This window comes from Rhodococcus spelaei, from assembly GCF_006704125.1.
GTDB lineage: Bacteria > Actinomycetota > Actinomycetes > Mycobacteriales > Mycobacteriaceae > Rhodococcus_G > Rhodococcus_G spelaei.
Genome location: NZ_VIGH01000010.1, coordinates 156,260 through 179,028 on the forward strand (window position 1 = coordinate 156,260; position 22,769 = coordinate 179,028).

24 protein-coding genes and 1 pseudogene are annotated in these 22,769 nt (G+C 69.8%); 13 read left to right on the plus strand and 12 right to left on the minus strand.

Going from position 1 to position 22,769, the window contains the following annotated elements; translation table 11 throughout:
• Positions 1-112: 112 nt before the first annotated feature.
• Entirely contained in the window at positions 113-1,843 is a 1,731-nt protein-coding gene (locus tag FK531_RS20525) for an aldehyde dehydrogenase family protein (RefSeq protein WP_142102769.1), read from the plus strand.
• 79 nt (positions 1,844-1,922) lie between these two features.
• Here the strand turns inward: FK531_RS20525 and FK531_RS20530 are convergent, their stop codons facing one another.
• Positions 1,923-2,801 (minus strand): SDR family NAD(P)-dependent oxidoreductase, encoded by an 879-nt coding sequence (locus tag FK531_RS20530; RefSeq protein WP_142102771.1) that lies wholly within the window; start codon positions 2,799-2,801, stop codon positions 1,923-1,925.
• 122 nt (positions 2,802-2,923) lie between these two features.
• Between FK531_RS20530 and FK531_RS20535 the strand changes: the two genes are divergently transcribed.
• Positions 2,924-3,703, plus strand: a complete 780-nt coding sequence (locus tag FK531_RS20535) for an enoyl-CoA hydratase/isomerase family protein (RefSeq protein ID WP_142102773.1) — start codon at positions 2,924-2,926, stop codon at positions 3,701-3,703.
• Between the two features lie 15 nt (positions 3,704-3,718).
• Here FK531_RS20535 and FK531_RS20540 read toward each other — a convergent pair whose 3' ends face one another.
• Positions 3,719-5,305 carry an FAD-binding protein gene (locus FK531_RS20540; protein WP_435531080.1) on the minus strand — a complete coding sequence of 529 codons (1,587 nt, stop codon included), beginning with the start codon at positions 5,303-5,305 and terminating at the stop codon, positions 3,719-3,721.
• A gap of 45 nt (positions 5,306-5,350) precedes the next feature.
• On the opposite strand from FK531_RS20540, the gene FK531_RS20545 reads away from it, so the two are divergent.
• Both FK531_RS20545 and FK531_RS20550 read left to right on the plus strand, forming a co-directional pair.
• Positions 5,351-6,451, plus strand: a complete 1,101-nt coding sequence (locus FK531_RS20545; RefSeq protein ID WP_142102775.1) for an NAD(P)H-dependent amine dehydrogenase family protein — start codon at positions 5,351-5,353, stop codon at positions 6,449-6,451.
• 63 nt (positions 6,452-6,514) lie between these two features.
• Positions 6,515-7,102, plus strand: a complete 588-nt coding sequence (locus FK531_RS20550; protein ID WP_142102776.1) for a TetR/AcrR family transcriptional regulator — start codon at positions 6,515-6,517, stop codon at positions 7,100-7,102.
• A 24-nt stretch (positions 7,103-7,126) separates the two neighbouring features.
• Here the strand turns inward: FK531_RS20550 and FK531_RS20555 are convergent, their stop codons facing one another.
• Positions 7,127-7,438: a MarR family winged helix-turn-helix transcriptional regulator gene (locus FK531_RS20555; protein WP_142102778.1), complete on the minus strand. Its 312-nt coding sequence runs from the start codon at positions 7,436-7,438 to the stop codon at positions 7,127-7,129.
• Here FK531_RS20555 and FK531_RS20560 point away from each other — a divergent pair.
• Positions 7,426-7,893: a hypothetical protein gene (locus FK531_RS20560; protein WP_142102780.1), complete on the plus strand. Its 468-nt coding sequence runs from the start codon at positions 7,426-7,428 to the stop codon at positions 7,891-7,893. The two genes, FK531_RS20555 and FK531_RS20560, sit on opposite strands and share 13 nt — an antisense overlap.
• A gap of 114 nt (positions 7,894-8,007) precedes the next feature.
• On the opposite strand, the gene FK531_RS20565 is transcribed toward FK531_RS20560, so the two are convergent.
• The gene (locus tag FK531_RS20565; RefSeq protein ID WP_142102782.1) at positions 8,008-9,342 is read right to left on the minus strand and encodes a hypothetical protein; all 1,335 of its coding nucleotides are present in this window, start codon (positions 9,340-9,342) and stop codon (positions 8,008-8,010) included.
• A gap of 87 nt (positions 9,343-9,429) precedes the next feature.
• Positions 9,430-9,873 (minus strand): MaoC/PaaZ C-terminal domain-containing protein, encoded by a 444-nt coding sequence (locus tag FK531_RS20570; RefSeq protein ID WP_142102784.1) that lies wholly within the window; start codon positions 9,871-9,873, stop codon positions 9,430-9,432.
• A gap of 111 nt (positions 9,874-9,984) precedes the next feature.
• On the opposite strand from FK531_RS20570, the gene FK531_RS20575 reads away from it, so the two are divergent.
• The gene (locus FK531_RS20575) at positions 9,985-10,365 is read left to right on the plus strand and encodes a DUF7715 family protein (protein ID WP_142102786.1); all 381 of its coding nucleotides are present in this window, start codon (positions 9,985-9,987) and stop codon (positions 10,363-10,365) included.
• Positions 10,366-10,438: 73 nt separating this feature from the next.
• On the plus strand, positions 10,439-10,567 hold the full coding sequence (locus FK531_RS22910; RefSeq protein WP_290367641.1) for a hypothetical protein: 129 nt from the start codon (positions 10,439-10,441) through the stop codon (positions 10,565-10,567).
• A gap of 209 nt (positions 10,568-10,776) precedes the next feature.
• On the opposite strand, the gene FK531_RS20585 is transcribed toward FK531_RS22910, so the two are convergent.
• Complete coding sequence (locus tag FK531_RS20585) at positions 10,777-11,292, minus strand: hypothetical protein (protein WP_181763056.1); 516 nt, start codon at positions 11,290-11,292, stop codon at positions 10,777-10,779.
• Positions 11,293-11,359: 67 nt separating this feature from the next.
• On the opposite strand from FK531_RS20585, the gene FK531_RS20590 reads away from it, so the two are divergent.
• Together FK531_RS20590 and FK531_RS20595 are read left to right on the plus strand one after the other, a co-directional pair.
• Positions 11,360-11,971: a DJ-1/PfpI family protein gene (locus FK531_RS20590; RefSeq protein ID WP_142102788.1), complete on the plus strand. Its 612-nt coding sequence runs from the start codon at positions 11,360-11,362 to the stop codon at positions 11,969-11,971.
• The gene (locus FK531_RS20595; RefSeq protein WP_142102790.1) at positions 11,968-12,417 is read left to right on the plus strand and encodes a MarR family winged helix-turn-helix transcriptional regulator; all 450 of its coding nucleotides are present in this window, start codon (positions 11,968-11,970) and stop codon (positions 12,415-12,417) included. The genes FK531_RS20590 and FK531_RS20595 overlap by 4 nt, the downstream gene beginning before the upstream one ends.
• Here the strand turns inward: FK531_RS20595 and FK531_RS20600 are convergent.
• A complete protein-coding gene (locus tag FK531_RS20600) occupies positions 12,414-13,004 on the minus strand; it encodes a TIGR03086 family metal-binding protein (protein ID WP_246098296.1) in 591 nt (196 codons plus the stop codon). The two genes, FK531_RS20595 and FK531_RS20600, sit on opposite strands and share 4 nt — an antisense overlap.
• Before the next feature lie 118 nt (positions 13,005-13,122).
• Here FK531_RS20600 and FK531_RS20605 point away from each other — a divergent pair, with 118 nt between their 5' ends.
• Complete coding sequence (locus FK531_RS20605) at positions 13,123-14,385, plus strand: MFS transporter (RefSeq protein WP_354003519.1); 1,263 nt, start codon at positions 13,123-13,125, stop codon at positions 14,383-14,385.
• Between the two features lie 63 nt (positions 14,386-14,448).
• Here FK531_RS20605 and FK531_RS20610 read toward each other — a convergent pair whose 3' ends face one another.
• Positions 14,449-14,886 carry a hypothetical protein gene (locus tag FK531_RS20610; RefSeq protein WP_142102795.1) on the minus strand — a complete coding sequence of 146 codons (438 nt, stop codon included), beginning with the start codon at positions 14,884-14,886 and terminating at the stop codon, positions 14,449-14,451.
• A gap of 97 nt (positions 14,887-14,983) precedes the next feature.
• A complete protein-coding gene (locus FK531_RS20615) occupies positions 14,984-16,540 on the minus strand; it encodes a carboxylesterase/lipase family protein (RefSeq protein ID WP_435531081.1) in 1,557 nt (518 codons plus the stop codon).
• Positions 16,541-16,684: 144 nt separating this feature from the next.
• Here FK531_RS20615 and FK531_RS20620 point away from each other — a divergent pair, with 144 nt between their 5' ends.
• The 3 genes and pseudogenes from FK531_RS20620 (at position 16,685) to FK531_RS22800 (ending at position 19,141) form a co-directional block, all read left to right on the plus strand.
• Positions 16,685-17,494 carry an SDR family NAD(P)-dependent oxidoreductase gene (locus tag FK531_RS20620; protein WP_246098297.1) on the plus strand — a complete coding sequence of 270 codons (810 nt, stop codon included), beginning with the start codon at positions 16,685-16,687 and terminating at the stop codon, positions 17,492-17,494.
• Positions 17,495-17,505: 11 nt separating this feature from the next.
• Positions 17,506-18,417, plus strand: a pseudogene (locus tag FK531_RS20625) (TIGR03619 family F420-dependent LLM class oxidoreductase).
• A 148-nt stretch (positions 18,418-18,565) separates the two neighbouring features.
• A complete protein-coding gene (locus FK531_RS22800; RefSeq protein WP_246098298.1) occupies positions 18,566-19,141 on the plus strand; it encodes a hypothetical protein in 576 nt (191 codons plus the stop codon).
• 26 nt (positions 19,142-19,167) lie between these two features.
• On the opposite strand, the gene FK531_RS20635 is transcribed toward FK531_RS22800, so the two are convergent.
• The 3 genes from FK531_RS20635 to FK531_RS20645 form a co-directional block, all read right to left on the minus strand.
• The gene (locus tag FK531_RS20635) at positions 19,168-19,935 is read right to left on the minus strand and encodes a hypothetical protein (protein ID WP_142102799.1); all 768 of its coding nucleotides are present in this window, start codon (positions 19,933-19,935) and stop codon (positions 19,168-19,170) included.
• 151 nt (positions 19,936-20,086) lie between these two features.
• On the minus strand, positions 20,087-21,865 hold the full coding sequence (locus FK531_RS20640; RefSeq protein WP_142102835.1) for an AMP-dependent synthetase/ligase: 1,779 nt from the start codon (positions 21,863-21,865) through the stop codon (positions 20,087-20,089).
• The gene (locus FK531_RS20645) at positions 21,858-22,328 is read right to left on the minus strand and encodes a MarR family winged helix-turn-helix transcriptional regulator (RefSeq protein WP_142102801.1); all 471 of its coding nucleotides are present in this window, start codon (positions 22,326-22,328) and stop codon (positions 21,858-21,860) included. The genes FK531_RS20640 and FK531_RS20645 overlap by 8 nt, the downstream gene beginning before the upstream one ends.
• Between the last annotated feature and the right edge of the window lie 441 nt (positions 22,329-22,769).

Sequence of the window (22,769 nt, forward strand, 5' to 3'; positions counted from 1 at the left end):
CGTGCAGGCCCCGGAGCTGCGATTTCAGTTGTCGCCTATGGCGCACGGCATCCGATGCGACGAGGATCACGGTGGAAGGTCCGGCGGGCGCGGCCCACCCGCCACGAATCGAATGGAGCCCGCCGTGAGCGATCCCGAAGCCCAGACCAGCTACCCCGAGGTCGACCGGGCCCTGGCCGACCTCGTCGAGGGCGAGAAGACGTGGGCCGGTCTGTCCCTCGGCCGGCGTCGGCGACTGCTCGACCGGGTGCGCGACCTCACCGTCGAACACGCCGACGAATGGGTGGATGCGGCGGTGGCGGTCAAGGGACTCGACCCGAATTCCGCACTGGTCGGCGAGGAATGGATGTCTGGTCCGTACCCCGTGGCGACGGCCACGACCGGATTGGCCGCAAGCCTCGCGAAACTCGAATCCGGCGCCAGCCCGCTCGCCGACGCAACCTTCGGGACCGCTCCCGGCGGGCGCACCACCGTGCGCGCGCTACCAATGACCGTCTTCGACCGACTGCTGCTCAGCGGATTCAGTGCCGACGTGTGGCTGCAGCCTGGCGTCGATCGTGCGACGGCACAGCGCGAGGCGGGTCTCGCCCAGCTCGACCCGACCCGAACCCAGGGTGTCGGCGTCGTCCTCGGCGCCGGCAACATCACCGCCATCGCCCCGCTCGACGTGCTGTACGAGCTGATCGCGCACAACCGCGTCGTCGTCCTCAAGCTCAACCCGATCATGGACCGGATGCTGCCGGTCTTCGCAAAGGTGCTCGAGCCGTTCATCGCGGTCGGCGCGGTCCGGCTGCTGACCGGCGGCGCGGACGTCGGCACGTACCTGACCCGCCATCGGCTGGTCGATCACGTGCACATGACGGGGAGCGCGCTCACCCACGACGCGATCGTCTTCGGCACCGGCGAGGAGGGCGCCAGGCGCAAGGCCGCGGGCGAGCCGCTCCTCGACAAGGGGATGACCAGTGAACTGGGCGGGGTGTCGCCGACCATCGTCCTGCCCGGTAAGTGGAGCCGCGCAGATCTCGAGTTCCAGGCCGAGCACGTCGCGACCCAACGCCTGCACAACGGCGGCTACAACTGCATCGCGGCGCAGGTGGTGGTGCTGGCCGCGCAATGGGAGCAGCGGGACGAGTTCCTCGCCGCGTTGCGCGCCGCAGTCGACCGTGCCCCGGCCCGCCCCGCCTACTACCCCGGCAGCGACGCCCGGGTCGCCAGCGCCGCCGAGACGTACCCGCGCGCCGAACGGTTGGGCGAGCACGGCGGCCGGGTTCTGGTGTCCGGCCTGCAGCCGGACGAGTTCGCCCCGCTGCTTCAGACCGAGTACTTCGGGCCTGTGCTCGGCGTGATCGAACTGCGGGACGACGGAACGGATTTCGCGACACGGGCCGCCGAGGTGGTCAACGACCGGTTCGTCGGCACGCTCGGAGTCAACATCATCGCCGAGCCCAGCACCATCGACGCGATGGGCGATCGATTCGACGCGCTACTCGAGTTCCTTCGCTACGGCACCATCGCGGTGAACGCGTGGACCGGCTTCGGGTTCCTCACCGCCGCGGCAACCTGGGGTGCGTTCCCGGGACACACGCTCTCCGACGTGCAGAGCGGTATCGGGGTGGTCCACAACGCGATGCTGATCGACCGACCGGAACGCACCGTGGTTCGCGGGCCGTTCCGACCGTCCCCGCGGTCGCTGATGCACCGCGAATGGTCGATCACGCCGAAGCCGCCGTGGTTCGTCGGCAACAAGACCGCCGCGGGCACCGGACGGCTGTTGACCGCGTTCGCCGGCGACCCGTCCTGGACTCGCCTGCCGGCGATCTTCGCGTCCGCGCTGCGCGGCTGAGCGGCCCGGGTGCCGAAATGGCGAAAAGCGGTCCAGCTCAAGAACAGTCGAGTTCGCGAGGACGCCTCGCACGCGACCGTCAGCTCAGCTGACCGGCCAGCTCGTCGAGTGTCCACGGCGGGGCGGTCAGGTGGTCGCGGTAGGCCACCAACGCCGGTGTCTGCCGGTCGAATCTGCCGACGAAGCCGCCGGATCCGGCGAAGATGCCGCCGGTCACCCCGGCCGACAGATCGCTGGCGAGGAAGGCGTACAGGGTCGCGACGTACTGGGCCGGAGCGGGATTGAGCGATCCGTGCCGCATCGCGTCGTCGAGCATTCCACGCCGATGCAGGTCTTCGATGTGCCGGACGTACTCGTCCCCGACCGACAACCGGGTCGACGCGCCCGGGCACACGACGTTCGCCCGCACGCCCGACTGCGCCAGCTCCGCGGCGATGGCGAGGGTCAGGCTGTTGACCGCCCCCTTCCCCGCCGGATACCCCGTGCCGCCGTAGTCGCCGAGGAACGCGAACGAGCTGGTGTTGACGATGGCGCCGGCGCCGCGCTCGACCATCAGCGGGGCCATCACCCGGCAGGTGCGGAAGGTCGACGTCAGGTGCGCGTCGATCTGCTCGCGCCACTGGTCGTCGCTGATGGTGAGGATGGACGATCCCGGTGGCTCGGCGACGCCCGCGCAGTTGACCAGGACGTCCACCGATCCGTACGCCCGCACCGCCGCGTCCGCCAGCGCTTCCGCGACGCCGTCCGCCGCGGCCGATCCCGGCACCGCGACCGCGCGACCGCCGGCCGCGACGATGTCCGCGGCGGTCTGCTCGGCGGCCGCCGGGTCGCGTCCGTTCACCACGACGCCCGCGCCCTCGGCCGCGAGTGCGAACGCGACCGCCCGACCGATCCCCCGGCTCGATCCGGTCACCACCGCGCCGCGTCCGGCCAATCCGCTGTCTGGACCTGAACTCATCGAAGAAACACCCTCCCCGTCCGGACGCGCATCCGGGCCCGGCTGCGGTTGCATTCCACCATCTGCCCGAACCATAGTCCAGACACTTGTCCAGCCGCAGCCGTCCGCCCTAGCATGCTGTGATGAGCATCCGCATCGACGACGACAAGCGCGTCCGCACGCTGACCCTCGACCGCCCCGACGCGCTGAACGCGTTCAACGAGGCGCTCTACGACGCCACCACCGAGGCACTCCGCGATGCCGCCGCCGACCCCGACGTGGCGGTCGTCCTGCTCACCGGCAGCGGTCGGGCCTTCAGCGCGGGCACCGACCTGCGCGAGATGGCCGCCCGCACAAGCGATCCCGACTTCACGCCCGGCAAGCACGGCTTCACCGGTCTGATCGACGCACTCCTCGAGTTCCCCAAGCCGCTGATCTGTGCGGTCAACGGCATCGGACTCGGCATCGGTGCGACCGTCCTCGGCTTCGCCGACCTTGCGTTCATGGCAAACACCGCCCGACTCAAGTGCCCGTTCACCGGCCTCGGCGTCGCCCCCGAGGCCGCGTCGAGCGTCCTGTTCCCGCGCCTGATCGGCAGGCAGAACGCGGCCTGGGTGCTGATGTCCTCGGAGTGGATCGACGCCGCGCAGGCGAAGGAGATGGGCCTGGTGTGGCAGGTGTGCGAGCCGGAAGAGCTGATGGACACCGCCCGCCGGCACGCCGAAGCTCTTGCCGCGAAGCCGATCTCGAGCCTCGTCGCGGTCAAGCGGACCATGACCGCGCCGCTGCGGGCCGAGATCGACGCCGCCCGCGAACGCGAGAACGCCTGCTTCGCGGAACTGATGGGCGGCCCCGCGAACATCGAGGCACTGACCGCCTTCGCGCAGGGCCGGGAGCCGGACTTCACCCGCCTCCCGGCCTGACGGCCCTGGCCCGCGTCAGTCCCCCGCCGCCATGTCCAGCGCGGCGAGGTGACTGAACAGCATGCTGGCGCCGATCGGGTTGCCGCCGCCGGGGTAGACCGTTCCACTGGCCGCGGCCATCGTGTTGCCCGCGGCGTACAGGCCGCGGATCGGCGCCCCGGACGTGTCGAGCACCCGGCCGGTGGCGTCGGTGCGCAGTCCGCCCTTGGTGCCGAGGTCCGAGATACCGAAGGCCGCCGCGTGGAACGGCCCCTTCGCGACCGGCGCCAGCGGGGAGGCACCCTCGGAGAACGCCCGGTCGTAGGCCTCGTCGCCGCGACCGAAGTCCTCGTCGACACCGGTCAGGGCGAACCCGTTGAACCGCTCGACCGTCGCGACCAGCGCGTCCGCGGGCACTCCGATCTGCGCGGCGAGTTCCTCGAGGGTGTCAGCGGTCTTCCACAGTCCCGCGGCGACGTACTGCTCCGTCTGGAACAGCGGCACGTTGGTCGCCCGCACCGGCGGGACCTGCCCCTCCCGGTCGTCGTAGATCATCCAGAACGGCGCGGTGACCCCACCCCGGTCCATGTGCGCGATGATGTCGCGGCCGAGTCGGTCGTAGGGCGCGGACTCGTTGACGAAGCGGTTGCCGCCGTCGTCGACGAAGAGGCCACCGGTGAACCACAGCGCGAACGCCGAGCGGCCGTCCGGATGGGTCAGGCCCGGCGACCACCAGGCCTCACCCATCAGGTCGGTGTCCGCGCCGACCGCGATGCCCGCCCGGTGCGCCTTGCCGAGGTTGCCCCACGGCCCCATGGTGTCGCGCGCCGACCCGGGGACGCCGAACTCGGCCCGCATGTCCTCGTTCTGTTCGAAACCGCCAGCGGCCAACAGGATTCCGCGCCGAGCCCGGATCGTCCGACGCCGGCCGTCGTGCTCGACGACGGCGCCGACGACCGCCCCGTCCTCGACGACGAGTTCCTCCAGCGAGGTGCTCCGGTGCAGGGTCGCGTTCGGCATCTTCGACAGCGCCAACAGGAATCGGCCGATCAGTGCCTGCCCGCCGATCAGGTACTTCGGCAGTTCCTCGCCGGGCCGCTCGGCCCCGAGCGGCGGGCGCAGCGACTCGCGGAGCTCGCCCAGTTCGGACGCCTTGATCGGCTTCGGCACGATGTGCCTGCCGGTGGCGCGCGCCTTGGGTGCCTTGCCGAAGTAGTCGGGCCAGGGCAGTACCTGGAAGACGAAATGCTCGTCGGTCTCGAGGTAGTCGATCAGCGGGGCCCCGCCGCGCACGTAGGCCTCCTGCAGCTCCGCCGGGGTGCGGTCACCGACGACGGCCCGGTAGTAGGTGAGCGCGTCCTCGACGGTGTCGTCGTCGCCTGCGCGCCGCAGCACCGCGTTGCCCGGGAACCACATGCCGCCACCACCGGAGAGTGAGGTGGTGCCGCCGAACTTGTCGGTCGCCTCGATCAGCATGACCGACAGTCCCTCGCGGGCCGCGGTGTAGGCGCCGGTGATGCCCCCACCGGACCCGACCACCAGCACGTCGCATTCCTCGTTCCAGTCCACCACGTCGATCGCCTTCCCTCGCGCACGTTCCAGGTTCTGACCTGCGATTCCCATCCCGAATAGTAGAACGTGTTCTAGCATCCGGAAGAGCTTCGGGAGATGCAGCGGAGTACCGCACAAGTCGAGGGGGACACAGTGGCGTACCGGGTGATCCAGTGGGCGACAGGCGGGGTGGGCCGCGCTGCGATCGAGGGCATACTCCGCCACCCCGACCTGGATCTGGTCGGGTGCTGGGTGCACTCCGCGGACAAGGTCGGCCGCGACGTCGGCGAGATCGTCGGGCAGGGCCCGATCGGGGTTCTCGCCACCGACGACCCGGAGGCCGTCTACGCGCTCGACGCCGACTGCGTGGTCTACGCCCCGCTGATGCCCGACAAACGGGAGGTCGCACGACTGCTCGAGTCCGGCAAGAACGTGGTGACACCGCTCGGCTGGTTCCGGCCCACCGAGGCCGACGCGAGGATGGAGACCACCGCCCGGGACGCGGGGGTGACCCTGCACGGCACGGGTATCGACCCGGGTGGCATCACCGACCTGTTTCCGTTGGCGCTGTCGGTGATGACGTCCGCCGCGACCTTCGTTCGCGCCGAGGAGTTCTCCGACATGCGCGGGTACAACGCGCCCGACGTGCTGCGCTGGGTGATGTGCTTCGGGGCGACGCCGGACGAGGCGAAGGTGGGACCGATGCTGAAGATGCTGACCGGGGGCTTCACCCAGTCGCTGCGACTGATCCTCGACGGCATGGGATTCGACCCGACCGCGGAGATCCGCACCGACCACCAGATCGCGGTGGCGACCGCGATGATCGACTCGCCGATGGGCGTCATCGAGCCCGGACGCGTTGCCGCGCAGCGTTTCCAGTGGGACGCCGTCGTCGGCGAGACGACGGTCGCGCGGGTCGCCGTCAACTGGCTGATCGGCGAGGAGGACCTCGACCCGGCGTGGACGCTCGGCGACGCCGGCGAGCGGTTCGAGGTGGAGATCAAGGGCGATCCCGACCAGCTCGTCACCTTCAAGGGATTCCAGGCCGCGCGGCCCGAGGACGGCTGGGACCGCAACCCCGGCATCGTCGCGACCGCCAATCACCTGGTCAATTCGATCCCGTACGTCTGCCGGGCCGAGCCGGGCATCAAGACCTACCTCGACCTGCCGCTGATGGCGGGCCGGGCGCACCCGGACCTGGCACCGAAGCCCAGCTGACGGCGAGGCAGACCACCGCGCTCGCTTTGCCCGAGTCCTGCGACTCCCGTAGTGTCTGGACACGTGTCCACCAAAGGCAAGTTCGAATCCACGCGCAGGCGACTGTCCGAGCAGCAGGCCGAGACGGTCGACCGACTGACGACGGCGGCGGTCACGGTCCTGCGCACTAACGGATTCTCGGGCCTGACGGTGCGCATGGTGGCCACCGAGGCGGGCGTCGCCGCGGCCACCGCCTACACCTACTTCTCGTCCAAGAGTCACCTGGTCGCCGAGGTTTTCTGGCGTCGGCTGAACGCCCTTCCGCACGAGACGCCGGCCGACGGCGATTCCGTCGAGCGGGTCTGCGACGTCCTCCGCCAGGTCGCGTTGCTCGTCTCAGACGAACCGGAGCTCGCCGCGGCCGTCACCACCGCGATGATGGGGGACGATCCGGACGTCGAACACCTGCGGATCAGGATCGGGCGGGAGATCCGCGCCCGACTGAGCGAGGCGCTCGGCCCCCGGCACGATCCCGACGTGCTCGAGGCACTGGAGATCGCCTGGTCGGGCGCCCTCGTGCGCGCCGGCATGGGCTACGAGTCCTACGCGCAGATCGCCGAGCGCCTCGAGACCACCGCGAAGCTGATCATGGCGGGACAACGCAAGGCCTGAGGCGGTAACACCCGGGCCCGCCCCTCAGGCCCAGCCCGAACCCCGGAGCTCGGCATGATGCTCGACCACCCGCTCGACGAGCGAGGTCAGTTGGGCTCGCTCGGCCACACTGAGCGGCTCGAGCAGATCGTCGCGCGCCTCCGATGCCAGGTGCCGCAGCCGCGTCAGCCGTGCGGTCCCGTCGGGTGTGATGGTCACGATGTTGCGCCGCCGATCCGCCGGGTCCGCTTCCCGCGCCAGGTATCCCGACGTCTCGAGCTCGCCGACGATCGCGGCGAGCTCGCTCCGGTCGAGGTGACAGCGCCTGCCGAGCGAGGCCTGACTTGGTCGAGGCACCGGACGCCGTGATCGGCGTGCACGTCAACTACCTGCCGCACGGCCCGGTCCCCCTCGACGGGCTGTCGGAGGACGACGTCGCGCGGGTCGAGAAGATCCGGACGTTCCTCACCAACCCGCCCGGCTACATGCGGATGTCGGCGACGCGGCCGCAGACCATCGCCTACTCCCTGACCGACTCGCCGACCGGGCAGTTGGCCTGGATCGCGGACAAGACCCGCGAGTGGACGGACCCGGCACACCCGCTGCCGGACGACACGTTGCTGACGGACGCGTCTCTGCACTGGTTCTTCGGTACCGCAGGCTCGTCCGCGCGCCTGATCTTCGAGTCGGGTGGCCCACGCGGCGGCGGACCGACCGATGCCGCCCCGCTCGGAATGGCCGTATTCGCCCACGACATCGTCCGACCTGTCCGCAGCGTCTCGGAGAAGGCGAACCCGACCCTGGTGCACTGAAGCGAGTTCGGCGAGGGCGGGCACTTCGCGGCCCTGGAGGTGCCGGAGCTGCTGGTCGGCGACGTGCGGGCGTTCTTCCGGTCGGTGCGCTCGGCGTAGCCGCGCCCCGCGAGGTCAGTCCGGTCGCATCCCCTGCAGCTTCTCGCGCCGTCGTTCGGTCAGCTCCGCTCGCCTCGACTCGAGCGACCGAACGACGGCGCCCCACACGGGCCGGGCCGCCCACCCGAGGACGGGAAGGTGTCGGTCGGGCCGGGCCAGCGCGAACAGAGCGATCGGAATCGCGGGGCTCAGCGCGGTGAGGACGACGCCGACATCGAAGGAACTCGGGTCCGTGCCGTCGCCCGCCACGAGCGCGAGCATCAGCGCCAGCCCGAGCCACAGCGCCCGAAAGATCCACGGACTCACCCGAAGACTCCACTGCTCCCGCCGGTGGTATCCAGTCCAGCGCAGGTAGCCGAAGTACCACACGACCGAGGTGACCAGCACCATCCAGATCACCGACGCGAGAACGAGCGACGCCCAGCCTTCCCCCTCACCGACCACGCTCGTGACGGCCACGCTGATCACGACGGTGATCACCGCGGCCCCCACCGCCGCCGCGAGGACGTGGCCGACGTATCGCAACGGCGCCCACCAGCGGACCGGCTCGGCGACCACATGTGCTGCGGTGGAATCGAATCCGAGGGTCCGCTCGAGACGTGCCCGGACCTGCTCGAGCCTGCCCTCGATCTGACTCAACGAACGACGTCGCTGCGCCGCGTTCTCGCTGCCGATCCCGATCGTCGCGGACAGCACGACGCATCCGGCGGCAATCACGCTCACCCCGACGAGCACGCCGACCGACGACCGCGCATGCGGCGTCGACGCCCAGTTGACGAGCGCCAACGCCACGGCCACCGCCGCGGCGCAGAACGTGAACACCCGCAACGAGTTGCTCCAGAACATGGTCGCGACCTGGTCGATCACCGAGCTACGCGGCGCCGGAAAGCTCACCGCGATGTTCACCGTCGCGATGACCGCGAGCAGGGCGACGGCGAGCGTCAGGGAGTCGGCGGGACTGATCATCCCGGAGACGCCCGACCGCCATTCCAGGACGATCCCCCGAGTCGAGTCCGCGTCTGCGATCTCGCCGGGCGGCGTGGCCACCCACACCACCAGCGCGGCGATCCAGAAGCCGACGAACGGGATGGTCAGCAGTCCGGACCACAACTGCCTGCGCACCCCGAGGTAGGCGACCTGCACCTCCTCCGCGTCCGGTAGCGCCTCGACGCGCGGCGGTGCCGGGACGGACGCGGTCGGAGTGGGAGTGAGCAGAGCCGGGCGCGGTCCGCCCCCCGGCCGGGGCGCAGACCACCGCCGGGCGAGGGCTCCCACGACCGCCGCCGTCACCGCCGCCGTCGCCACGGCACGGATCTGCGGCCGCAGCGCCCGCGGCTCGTCTCCCGGCATACCGACCTCCCGACCCGGCACCTCTGGCAATCGTCGCGGATCAGACGCGTCGCCGCAGGCCGGACGGACAGACCCCCGGCGAACCGGTCACGGCCGGCGGCGCAGGTACGACTCGGTGAGCAGGCTGAACACCGTCCGGCCCTGCGCGTCGACCAGCTCACCGGTCGTGGTGACCAGCCCGCGGCCACGATCATCCAGTTCGACGCTGTCGATCACCATCAGGCCGGTCAGCACGTCACCGGGCCGCACCGGTCGCAGGAACCGGACGTCGCGCAGGCCGCGGCCACCGATCACGCCCCAGTGCCGGTAGGCGCCGAGCACCGACAGTCGCTGGAACACCGCCAGGGTGTGCATGCCGCTGGCGATCAGTCCGCCGAAGTAGCCCTGCTCGGCCGCAGCAAGGTCGGTGTGGAAGTCCTGCGGGTCCCACTCGGTCGCGAAGTCCACCAGTTCGGACTCGCTGACCGTGTGGGAGCCGAGATCGATCACGTCACCGACCACCAGGTCCTCGGCGTACTTCACCTCGTCCATGGCTCGAGTCTGCCAGGCCGCCGATCAGTTGCCATCCGACCAGACACGGTGGACTGGGAATGTCAGACCTCGCTGCCACACTTCGTCAAATCGACCGGAGGGGGAATCACAATGCGGGCACTTGTGGCGACTGCGCAGACTCAAGGACTGCGAGACAACGACTTCGACTACTGCGTGGAAGGCGAACTCGTGTGGATTGGCCTGGTCTGCGCGAAGGACGAGGCGGATCCCGACGGCGGCTGCGGTTGTGGGCGGGCGTTCGGCGGCCTCAATTCGCACCGCGCCACCACCACCGCACGGGTGGCCGAAATCGAGGGGTTTACCCACGACGACTATGTCGAGGCTCTCCGATCAGGCCTTCAGCAAGCGGGGTGGCCGCCGAATTTGGCTGAAGAGTTGGCGCGCGAACTGCTGGTGATCGCGAAGCACTGGCCGGTGGGGACCGTTATCGAGCGGCGAATCGACCAATTCCAGGCGCGAGAGGCAGAGTAGCGCCACCTGCCCGCCCGCTTGCCTGTCCGTATGTGAGTGGACGGGCATAGTCAGACCTCACACGCTCGCACTCGTGCGCGTCACCTCGCCGATCCTGCGCCTCCGCGTTGCGCACAGTCACCGTTCGCGGCAGGAGTCCGTTCGTGGCAAGGACATGTGCGATGTGCTGCTGCTCGTCGAGGAATTGCTCGCTGAGGGTTGACACCCAACGGCCGCCCGCGTGGGGTGTCCCTCAGCGGTCCAAGGTCTGCGGTGGAGGGCGGCTCCGCGCTGCTCGTGTCGACTGACTCGAGGGCGACAGGCGGCCACCAGGCCATTTCAGACCGGAATAGTTGTGCCACAACGGAAACGGCGATGTGTACGCGTTTGACCCCAGTCGGGCGTCTAAGCCGCTCAGCATGATTCGCCACGTCAGTCGAGCGGACCGAGCACCTTCTGCGCCGCCGGCCAGAACGGCAGACCCGCGAAGAAGGTTGCGCCGGCCGCGATGACGCCGACCGCCGCGTCCACGCTGGTGCGGCCCTGCTTCGCCCAGTACACGTCCTCGAGGTCCAGCAGCAGCGCGAGTTCGTCGACGATCAGCGCCCCACCCGACCCGTACGCGAGCGCGACCGCCGGATGTCGACGGTCCTTCTCCGAACCCCTGATCGCGACCGCCCCGACGGCCGTCAGTAGCGCGATCCCGATGTTGTAGTGGTGAAAGTGGCGTCCACCCAAGCTGATACCACCACTCGTCGGCCCGTGCCCGGCGCGGATCCAGTGCGTCAGCGCGCGGACCGAGACGAAGGTCGCAGTGAACGCGCCCCACGAGATCACCGCCGACTGTTCACTCGGGTCGAGCCGGGAATGCCATTCGCGACGTAACCGCACCCATCGGGTGCGGGCACCACTCGCTCCGGTCGGTCCTGACGCGTTGCGCTCGGGCATGGATCCAGGGTAGGCGCGGGCCCGATCGCCATTGACAGCGCACTGTCAACATGACAGCGTGCTGTCCATGACTGAAACCGTGCACCTCGCCGCGTACGACACCCTCGCCGACTGGGAGGTCGGCTACGCCATCGCCCACATCAACAACCCGCAGTGGCACAAGACCCCCGGCCGTTTCGCCACCGCGACGGTCGGGGCGAGCACCGAACCGATCACGACCATGGGCGGCGTGCGGATGCTGCCCGACCTCGCCATCACCGACCTACATCCGGACCAGAGCGCGATGCTCATCCTGCCCGGCAACGAGATCTGGAGTACCGCGGAGTTCGAGGTGTGGTCGGCGAAGGCCCGCGAGTTCCTCGCCGCCGGCGTTCCGGTCGCGGCCATCTGTGGTGCGACCGGCGGGCTGGCCCTGGCCGGCCTGCTCGACGACCGGGAGCACACCAGCAACGCCGTCGAGTTCCTGGCCGGAACCGGCTATGCGGGCGCAGCGCTCTACCGAGACATGCCCGCCGTCGACGACGACGGCCTGATCACCGCGAGCGGACTCGCCCCGGTCGAGTTCGCCCACGCGATCCTCGCGCGACTCGAGGTGTTCGAGCCGCGCGTGCTCGAATCGTGGTTCAAGCTCTACCGCGACCGGGATCCGGCCGGCTTCCACGAGTTGACGGCGCAGTGACGGACACCGATGCCGACGCGCGACACCTGCTCAGCGGCGCCGCGCTGACCGCGTTCAAGCTCAACGGCCAGTTCCTCGACGTCGCCGAGCAACTCGCCCGTCCCGCGGGCATCACGGCCGCATGGTGGCAGGTGCTCGGCGCGGTACGGCGCGACCCGCTGCCGGTCGCCGGGATCGCCCGCGACATGGGCATCACGCGGCAGAGCGTGCAACGGATCGCCGACCTGCTCGTCGCACGTGGCCTGGCCGAGTACCGCGACAACCCGGCCCACCGTCGCGCCAAGTTGGTCGCCCCCACCGAAGCCGGACGCGCCGCCATCGCCGAGATCAATCCCCGGCACGCCGTTTTCGCCCGCCGTCTGGCGCAGCAGATGGGGCACGGCGAACTCACGCGCGCACTCGCCGCGATGACCGCCCTGTCCGAGGCGCTCGACGCGTTGGCCTAGGGCCGAGCACTCGAGGGCGTCCACCCCGGATCGCGACCGGTGAGCCCTACCAGCCGGTCGAGCGGCGACGCGCCGTCGGGCACTGCCACGACGGCCCCGAACAAGCCACCCGCGTCCCGGACGGCGTCGGGTGTGGATGCCACCACGTCGGCGCACGCGACGATGGCCGGGCCGTCGCAGTCGAAGGGCTGCCCGCTCGCGCGGGCGATGTCCCATCCGTGGATCACCAACTCGTCGAGCGCGAATGCGCCTGCGGCCTCGCCGGGCAGGTCGACACCCCCGACCTGCGTCATTCCGGTCCACGCGCCCGGCTCGCGCCAGGCCTCCGCGAGGGCGGCGACGCGGACCGGAATCGACTGCCGCCAGTCGGCCGGTAGCCGGCTTCCGTCCGCGGAGGGCGGGCCGGCGGTGCCGGGTCCCAGATTCTTGTTCGCCGCGGCGGTGAAGCCCGCCGAGAACCCGGCGACGTGGTCGACGAGGGCGCCGAGAGTTGTCGCCTCGCAGGGTGTCGGTGCCGACAGTTGGTCGTCGGTGATGCCGTCGAGCAGTCGGATCATCTGACGCGCGGCCGGTTCGAGATCAAGCACGGTGGACTCCTTCGGTACGACGGGAACGTCCCTTCTCAGTGTTGACCACTTCGCGGCCCGGAACTCGTCGCCGCGGAGAAAATCACTCGCGCGCGACCGAACGGCACTGTTAGCGTCGATTCCAACGCATTCCCCGGACGCGAAGGACCGATCCGTGACCGCGCCGACGGTAACCCCGACCCGCCGCCGTGGCCCGCTTGTCCTGATCAACCTGGCCACGCTGCTCTCGGCGACCGGTAACGGCATCACGGTCGTCGCGCTGCCGTGGCTGGTGTTGCAGCAGACCGGGCGGGCCACCGACGCCGCGATCGTGGCAGGCGCCGCCACCCTGCCGCTGCTGCTGTCGAGCCTGTTCTCCGGCACCGTGGTCGACCGGTTCGGCCGTCGTCGCACCTCCCTGGTCTCGGACGCCCTGTCCGGGATCTCGGTCGCGCTGATCCCGGTGATGGCCGCGACTGTGGGACTGTCGGTGCCGCTGCTCGCGGCTCTGGCGGCGCTCGGGGCGGCCTTCGACCCGGCCGGCATCGCTGCCCGCGAATCGATGCTGCCCGCCGCCGCGAAGGACGCCGGCTGGACACTGGACCGATCGAACAGCCTGTACGAGGCGAACTACAACGTCGCGTACCTGATCGGCCCCGGCGTCGGTGGCGTCCTGATCGCGATGATCGGTGCGGTGAACACCCTGTGGGTGACCTCGGCATGCTTCCTGCTGTCAATCGCCACGATCGCCTTCCTGCGACTGGAGGGCGCGGGCCTGCCCGACCGCGAAACCCGGCCGGAGTCGATGTGGACCGGCACCCTCGAGGGCCTGAAGTTCGTGTGGCACAACCGGTTACTGCGCACCCTCGCGCTCGTCGACATGGCGGTCGTGGCGTTGTACATGCCGGTCGAGAGCGTCCTGTTCCCGACCTACTTCACCGAACTCGGCCAGCCGGCGCAGCTCGGGTGGGTGCTGATGGCGATGGCCGTCGGCGGGGTGATCGGGGCCCTGGCCTACGGCGCGCTCGCCTCCCGTGTGCGCCGCCGGACGCTGATGCTGCTGGCCGTGTCCGCGCTCGGCGCCTGCATGGTCGGGATGGCGTTCCTCCCGCCGCTGTGGGTAACGCTGACCCTCGCGTTGATGGTCGGGTTGGTGTTCGGTCCGGTCGGGCCGATCGCGAACTACGCCATGCAGACCCGCAGCCCCGAGCACATGCGCGGCCGGGTGGTCGGGGTGATGACGTCCACCGCGTACGCCGCCGGGCCGCTCGGCTACCTGCTGACGGGGCCGCTGATCGACGCCGTCGGCATCGAGACCACCTTCTTCGTGCTGGCGATTCCGGTGTGCGTGATCGGCGCGGTCTGCTTCGCGCTGCCGGCGCTGCGGGAACTCGACCGGTAATGCGGCTTCGCCGCAGTGGTGCGGACACGGCGTGCCCGCACCCCACATCCGCACCACTGCGCGTCAGCGCACCAGGACCAGCAGGAAGCCGCCGCCGCCCGGCTCGATCTTGGTGTCCAGGCTCAGTTCGGGCGCCAGCCGCGACAACCGGTCCAGCAGCCAGGCCGACGCCTCCTCGGCGTCGGACTTCGACGGGCACCGCGCGACCGCGACCCGGCCGGGCTTGCGGGTCAGCTGCTCGACCACGCCGATGATCGGCGCGGGGTCGATCACGAACAGCGCGTCCGACCACGGCACCACCGGCTTGATCGCACCCTTCTTGGTGTTGCAGGCCCTGTGCGCGAGCCGCTCCGGTCCCCCGCCCTTGCCCTTCTTCGCGGCGAAGATGCTGTCGATGCTCGGGCCACGCGGGTCGTTGACCGACATGTCCGGGTCGACCGGCTCGTCGCACAACCAGCAGCGCCACGATTCCCGTTCGCCGACCTCGTCCAGCTTGCTCATGCCGTAGACGCTACAGAGGACCGGAGTTTCCTCACACTCTGCGATACGAATGCGCGAAAACTGCCGACTCGGGCACCGAATGTGCCCTCACTGCGGGTCAGCTGAAGCCCATGACCTTGTCGCCCCAGGCCGCCCGCAGGTCCCGGTCGGGGTCGGCGGCGAGCGTGTCCGCCTTGTCGATGAGCAGTGTCGACCGCGTGTCCTCGAGGTAGGGGGCCCAGTGCTTGGACGCGTCCAGGGCCGCAGGCACCCCGTATCGGGCGAACGCGAGCCAACGCCGCTGCACTCGACCCGAGACCTCCAGTGCGGTCTTGCGGCCGCCCAGCCAGAACGTCGGGTCCACGTTCAGCGTTCCGAAATTGCCGAACACGTAGGGCAATTCGGTGGCATGGCTGGCACCGACACGAGCCGCCTTGAGCATCGGCGTCGCGTGATCGAAGCGGTACACCCAGGTCGGCGAGTGTCGGCTGTGCGCGTCCGCGATCCACAGGCACGGCATCCGGAACGCCGCGTCGCGCGAGACCGCCATCGCACCAGTCGATTTCGACCAGTCTGGGTAGGCCGAGATGATCTCCGCTACGCGCGACGCGGGCAGGTTCGGGTGGTCCGAGGCGATCGCGGTGAACATCTGGTTCACGGTGTCCGCGGTGACGGGCAGGATCGGAGAGCGGGTCAACCGGAAGATCGACGCCTCGTCCCGGTTCGTCCCGATGATCAGCGGAATACGGTGCGCGTACCCCTTCTGGAACGCCGCCACCGGGTACCGCGGCACCAGGTCCCCGTCGACGACCGGGGCCATCGCCAGCGTGCCGGGGACCGTCGTGATCACCTCGTCGAGCAACTCGTCGCCCGCGGTCGTCAGCTTCTCGATCGGCAACTCCAGCAACCGGTCCGCCTCGCCGGCGCCGACCCCGACCAGCTCGAGGTAGCGGGCCGCGACCGCGGCCGCGCGTTCGGCGCCGTACACGGAAGTGGCGGGAGCACTCTGCGCGATCGCGCGGTGGAAGAGTCCCTCGGCCCGCGGCGACGTCATCAGCGTGGTGATCGAGCCGGCCCCGGAGGACTCCCCGAACACGGTGACATTGCCCGGGTCGCCACCGAACGCGGCAATGCTGCGCCGCACCCACTCGAGCGCCGCGATCAGGTCCCGCAGACCGACATTCGCCTCGAACCCGTCGCCGCAGGACGAGAGGTCGAGAAAGCCGAGGACCCCGAGCCGGTAGTTGACGGTGACCACCACGAGGTCACCGAGTTCGGCCAGCCGCCTGCCGTCGTACACCGTCTGCGAGGACGAGCCGACGCAGTAGGCGCCGCCGTGAATCCACACCATCACCGGTCGCGGCTCGCCGTTCGGCCGCGGCCCCCACACGTTCGCCGACAGGCAGTCCTCGTCGACCACCATCCCCGGATCCATCGGGACCTGCATCGCCTTGGCCTGCGGTGCGATCGGCCCGTACTCGCGGCAGTCGCGTTCGTCGTCCCACGGTGTCGGGGGCACCGGGGCGCGGAACCGGCGCTCCGGGCCCGCGGTGGCGTACGGGATTCCCTTCCAGACGAACACGTTGCCCGCGGCGTATCCCCGGACGGCGCCGTCCGGGGTGTCGACCCGCAGCGTCTCCGGTGGGTTCGCGGTCACATCCAGCTCGCTCTGCACGGAAGCCTCCTGACCAGCTGGGCACACGTCCTGTCGCCACGGTACCAAGGACTGCTCCCGCGCTCCGGGGCGCAAAACGCCCGACCTCCCGTTGGCCGAGACGAACGGAGAGCACAGCGGTTCTGCTGCGGTGAAATGGCGGGTATGACCGTGGCCACCACTCCAGGACCGATGTTGCTCGGCCGCCGCGCCGTCGTCACCGGCGGCGCAGCCGGGATCGGTGCCGCAATCGCGCGCTGTTTCGCCGCCCACGGCGCGCAGGTGCTCGTCGTCGACGTCACGCCTGCCCCGGAATTCGAGTTCGACCCCGGCGCCGGCGGCTCCATCGAGGCGGTCGAATCCGACGTGTGCGCGCCGACAGTGCACCCCGCGGTGCTCGAGCACCGACCGGACGTACTCGTCAACAACGTCGGGCATTTCCTACGGGCGCCGCAGCCGTTCGCATCGGACACCGCGCAGCAGTGGTCGGCGCTGCACGAAGTCAACCTCGGCCACGTCCTGCGGCTGACGCACGCGCTGCTGCCCGGAATGGCGGAGCGGGGCGGCGGTTCGATCGTCAACCTCACCACCGTCGAGGCCCATCGCTCGATCCCCGGACACACGGTGTACTCCGCGTACAAGGCGGCGCTGATGCAGTTCACCCGATCGCTGTCGGCCGAGGTCGGACCGGCGGGCATTCGCGTGAACGCGGTCGCCCCGGACCTGATCGAGACGCCGCAGGTGCCGTACGCGGACTTGGTACCCGAGCAGGATGTCGCCCTGTGGCCGACCTGGTCGCCACTCGGCGGTCCGGGCACCCCCGACGACGTCGCGGGCGCCGCCCTGTTCCTCGCCTCCGACCTGTCGCGCTTCGTCACCGGCGGCACCGTCCACGTCGACGGCGGGACGCACTGCGCCGGGGGCTGGGTACCGCGCGCAAGCGGCAGCTGGACCAACCGCCCCCGCAACCCCTGAGGAGCACGACCTTGCCGACCCTGAGCCTCAACGTCCCCAACTTCGGGAGCCTGCTCGCGACAGACGATTTCGAGCATCTGCTGTCGGTGTGCCAGCCGCCGACGAGGCCGGCGTCGACCGACTGCTGGTGACCGATCACGTCGTGATGGGCCCGGACACAAGCGCGTACTCGTGGGGACCGTTCCCGACCGATCCCGACTCGCCGTGGCTGGAGCCGATGACGGTGCTGGCGCTGGTCGCGGGGGCAGACGCGGCGGATCCGACTCGGGACCGGCATCGTCATCGCGGCCCTGCGCGGCGGCGCGATGCTCGCGAAGACGGCCGCCACCCTCGACCTGCTGTCGGGCGGGCGACTCGATCTCGGAGTCGGGACAGGCTGGCAGGCAAAAGAATACGAGGCGGCCGGGCTGGACTTCGCCCGACGCGGGCCGCTCCTCGACGGTGCCCTCGCGGTGTGCCGGGCCCTCTGGGACGGCGCCCCCGCGTCGGTGGACCGGCCCGGTATCGCATTCGACGACGTGTACTGCCGGCCCCGGCCCAGCACAGGTCGGAGCATCCCGATCTGGGTGTCCGGCACGCTGTCCAAGCCGGTCGTTCACCGACTTGCCACGTGGGGTGACGGCTGGATCCCGATCATGGGCACAACCAATGACGACCTCTCCGACGGAATCGCCGTCCTGCGCAACGCCTTCGACGAGGCAGGTCGGGACACGGACAGCCTCCAGGTGCGCGGCCGGCTCACGGTCGAGCGAGCCGCCGACGGCTCCGTCGACCTGCTCGCGACCGTCTCGAACGCGGCCGCACAGGTCGAGCTCGGCGTCACCGACATGGTGGTCGCACTGCAGGCGCTCGACGCCGACCCGGACGTCGCCGTGGCGGCACTGCCCGACCTGGCCGCCGCGTTCCAAGCCGAGTTCGGTTAGCCCGCCTCCGCCGACTGTGCACCTGCCGGGGCATCGCCCGAGTGGCAGCGTCGGCAGGTGCACGTTCGGCGGCGTCGGCAGGTGCACAGTCGGCGGCGTCGGCAGGTGCACGTTCGGCGGGAAGGGCTGGTTCCCTACGATCACGGGTATGGGTCTGTCTCGAATCTGTCGGCTGCTGACCGTGCTCGGCGCCGCGACGCTGCTCGGTGCGTGCGCGAACACGGTGGGCGGCAACGCCTCCCCCACCGCTGAACCGATCGCTTCCAGCACCACCCGGACCGCACAACCCACCCGGACCACGACGCCGGCGACCACGACGGCGGGTCCGGCCGCCCAGGTCGCGGAGTACGCTGGCACCCAGAACGGGTCGTACTACTTCACCAGTCCCAGCTCGAAATTCGAGTGCGCGATCGTCACCGCGCCGCAGCCGGTCGCGGGCTGCCACGGCGCCTTCCCACCCAATGCGCCGCGCGTACCCGGTTCCGGAGCGCCCGGTGCGGTGGCACCGAACTCGATCAGGGTGACCGGCGGCAGGCCCGGCGAGTTCTTCTCCTCAGGGGATCCCGCATTTCACCGGTTCGACGGCGCCGCAAGGGTTCTGCCGTACCGCTCGGCACTCCGCGTCCAGGGATTCACCTGCACGATCGACGAGCACTCCGGCGTCACGTGCGAGAACGCCGGACACGGATTCACTGTCTCGGACAACGCCTTCCGGCTCTGGTAGCCCGCCACACCTCGACCGTCAACGGGTCAGCTCGTACCGACCCGTTCGCCGAGCGGCGTCCGCTCTGCGCAGTCGACGCGCCAGAACTTCCAGCCGTCCGCCACCTCGATATCGCCGCTGATGTGGCTGGCCACCGCGACCGCGGCCGCTGTCGGGTCGTCGAAACGCCGACCCTCCATCGGCCCGCGAGTGACCTCGAGCCGATGCGTCGCCTCGTCGTACCGGCCGACGAGGCGATAGCCCTCGAAGTCCGCGACGACGCGAAGACGCACGTCGTCCACCTCGCCGACCACCTGCTTCACCGGAACCGGCCGCCTGCGCACCACAGCCTCTTCGCCTGCACCCAGCTCCGGGGTGCGGCTCGGGTCCCTGGTCGCCGACAGCCCGAGCAGATCCCACCGCAGGCGTCCGTGCGCGACCCGCTCGACCGCGATGGTGTGCGCGCCGGTCCGGGTGCGACCCGGCGCCTCACGCACCCACAAATCGACCTCGCTCTGGATATCCGCCGCCACCTCCTCGGACGGGAGGACGAAGAACTCGGGCCGGCTGCCGGCGAGGTCGACGAAGACCCAGAACTGCGACCCGGTGTCGTCGGTCTCGAGGGCCCCGTCCTGTCGTCGCGCCCGCCAGTCTCCCTCGAGTTTGGTCCGCACCCGCACCACATGAAGGGAGCCGTCGATGCCGCGCACCTGGACCGGGTTCCGTCGGGAATGGGTCAACCGGACTGCGCGACCACCCCGCTGGGCGACCTCGGTGATGAATGCCTGAATGCCCAGGCTGGCGGTGTTGTCCATGATGTGCGTGACCGTCCGTTGCGCTCGACCCGTACAAATGGGAGAGCAGTGGGCGACGGGTGACGCAGACACGACTCGGCTCTGTGGTCCACACTACGTGCAGGTCGCCACGTGCAGGTCGTCGCACTCATTTCCCGGCACATCGCAGTGTTCAGTGGTACAAGGCCTCGATCTCGTCGGCGAACCGTTCCGCGACCACGTTCCGCTTGATCTTGAGGGTGGCTGTGAGTTCTCCGTCGTCCTCCGTGAGGTCTCGGCCGAGGATCGCGAACCTCTTGACGCCCTCGGCGTGCGAGACGGTGGTGTTCGCGTCGTCGACCACCACCTGCAGCGCTGCCCGCAGTTCAGGGTCGTCGCGGAGAGCGGAGATCGTCGCCCCGTCGCCCTTGCCGTTCTCGACACTCCAGTGCGCCAGCATCTCAGGGTCCACGGTCAGCAGCGCACCGATGAACGGACGACCGTCGCCGACCACCACGGCCTGTGACACCAGCGGGTGCGAGCGCATCCGGTCCTCGAGCGGCCCCGGCGAGACGTTCTTCCCACCGGCAGTGATGAGCAGGTCCTTCTTGCGTCCGGTGATGGTCAGGAAGCCGTCCTCGTCGAGGGCGCCGAGATCGCCGGTGCGGAACCACGCACCGTCGAACGCCTCGGCGGTGGCCTGCTCGTTGTGCCAGTAGCCACCGAACATCACGCCACCGGAAAGCTCGATCTCTCCGTCCTCTGCGATCCGGATGCTGTTGCCGCCCATCGGCTGCCCGACGCTGCCGATCCGTTGCGCACCCGGCACGTTCACGCAGTGCGCCGCGGTGGACTCGGTCAGTCCGTAGCCCTCGTAGATCGGCACCCCGACGCCGCGGAAGAAGTGACCCAGTCGCGGCATCAGGGCTCCGCCACCGGAGATGGCCCACCAGCATTCACCACCGAGTGCCGTCCGCAGCTTCGAGTACACGAGCCGGTCTGCCACCCAGTGCTGCAGCCGCAGCAGCGGTGACGGCTTGCCCTCGTCGAGCGCCTCGCTGTAGCGGACGGCGGTCTTCTCGGCGAAGTCGAACACCGCCTTCGACACGGCGCCGCCCTGGGCCGCGGACTGCGCGGCGGAATCGCGGACCTTCTCGAACACCCGAGGTACACCGAGGATGGTGTGCGGCTTGAACCGCTCGAACTGCCCGACGATGGTGCCGAAGTTCGACCAGTGTGCCTGCGTGCCGCCGGCCTCGAACATCGCGAGTGACACCGCGCGGGCCAGGACGTGGGCGAGCGGCAGGAACGTCAGCATGCGATTGCCCGGCTTGGCGACCGTTCCGATGCTGGCGGTCAGGATGCCGCGGACCTCGGACACGAAGTTCCGGTGCGTGAGCCGACAGCCCTTCGGGCGGCCGGTGGTACCGGAGGTGTACACCAGCGACGCGAGGTCGTCGGCCCGGATCTGCGCCACCCGATCTCGGACCACATCGTCGCCGAGATCGCGGCCTGCAGCGAGCAACGCCTCGACCGCGTCGACCTCGATCGACAGTGCATCGACACCGAGACTTGCGAACGCCCCTGTGTGCCTGTCAGATTCGACGATCGCCAGCACGGCTCCGGAATCCTCGACGATCCAGCGGATCTGTTCGGGCGAGGACGAGTCGTAGATCGGAACCGACACCGCGCCCGCCGCCCAGATGGCGAAGTCGAAGAGAGTCCACTCGAAGCGAGTGGCTGACAGCAGGACCACTCGGTCCCCCTGCTGCACGCCGCGCCGGATCAGGCCTTTGGCGACACCGGTGACCAACTCGGCGAAGTCGGTCGCGGTCACGTCGCTCCAGCCGTCCCCGTCGGGGCGGGAGAACAGCACCAGATCCGGCGTCGCCCGAGCGTGCCGGTAGACCGACCGGACGATGGCGTCGTCGGCGGCGATGGTGAAGGCGGCGTTGGTCGTGTATTCACGCACTGTGGTCATCTCCGGTGGTCTCGGTGTTCGTGCGGACAGGGGTGGACGTCGAACGGAAGTGGTGGAGCAGATTCGCGAACTCCGCGACGTCGCCGGTCTGCCAGTCCCGGACACGGGCGTCCACCTCGGCGCGCCGATCCCGGTCCGCGTCGTCGAGAACGTCGCCGCCACGAACGGTGAGCGTGAGCGGGTGACCCTGACGGACCGGGCCGGCTTCGGCATGGACCCAACCAGAGTCGACGCATTGACGGAGTTGCCGCGACACCGTCGAACGATGTACCCCGAACGCGTCGGAGATGTCCGTGGCACGGCAGCCAGGGTTGCGCGAGATGTACGACAGCACCGAGTGCTGGGCAAAGGTGGGCAGTCCGTCGGCTGGGCGCTCGCCCGTCATGAGCTCGCGGAGCAGGTTCACGATCTCCTCGTGTACCTGCGCAACAGCCCCGCTCCTATCGTGTTGCATTACGCAACTATAACCCGCGAGTCGGGTCAGGTCAGTGGCGCGGGCCACCGCGGTTGCCCGTAGGCCGCCTGCTGATTGGGTTCGTGGCCTCAGCGCCAGAATTCGGCGAGCCACTCGGAGGGGCTCTGCCTTGCTCGTAGCCGGCTCGAGCGGCGGGCGGACGCGTCGGGAGGTCCATCAGATTGGTGCCGAATGCGCCGGCGATGACGCCGATCAGCCACGCATTGCCGGCAGATCCGCCGTCACCGAGGAACAGCGCGCTCGCCCGGGGCGCGTACCCGCCCTGTGGCGTCTACCTGCTGCCCGCGATCGCAATGACCTGGAAATGCGAAATGCCCCGCACCACACCCTCTTACGAGACTGTAGTGCGAGGCATTCGCAATTTATGTTCGGCGGTGTCCTACTCTCCCACACCCTGTCGAGTGCAGTACCATCGGCGCT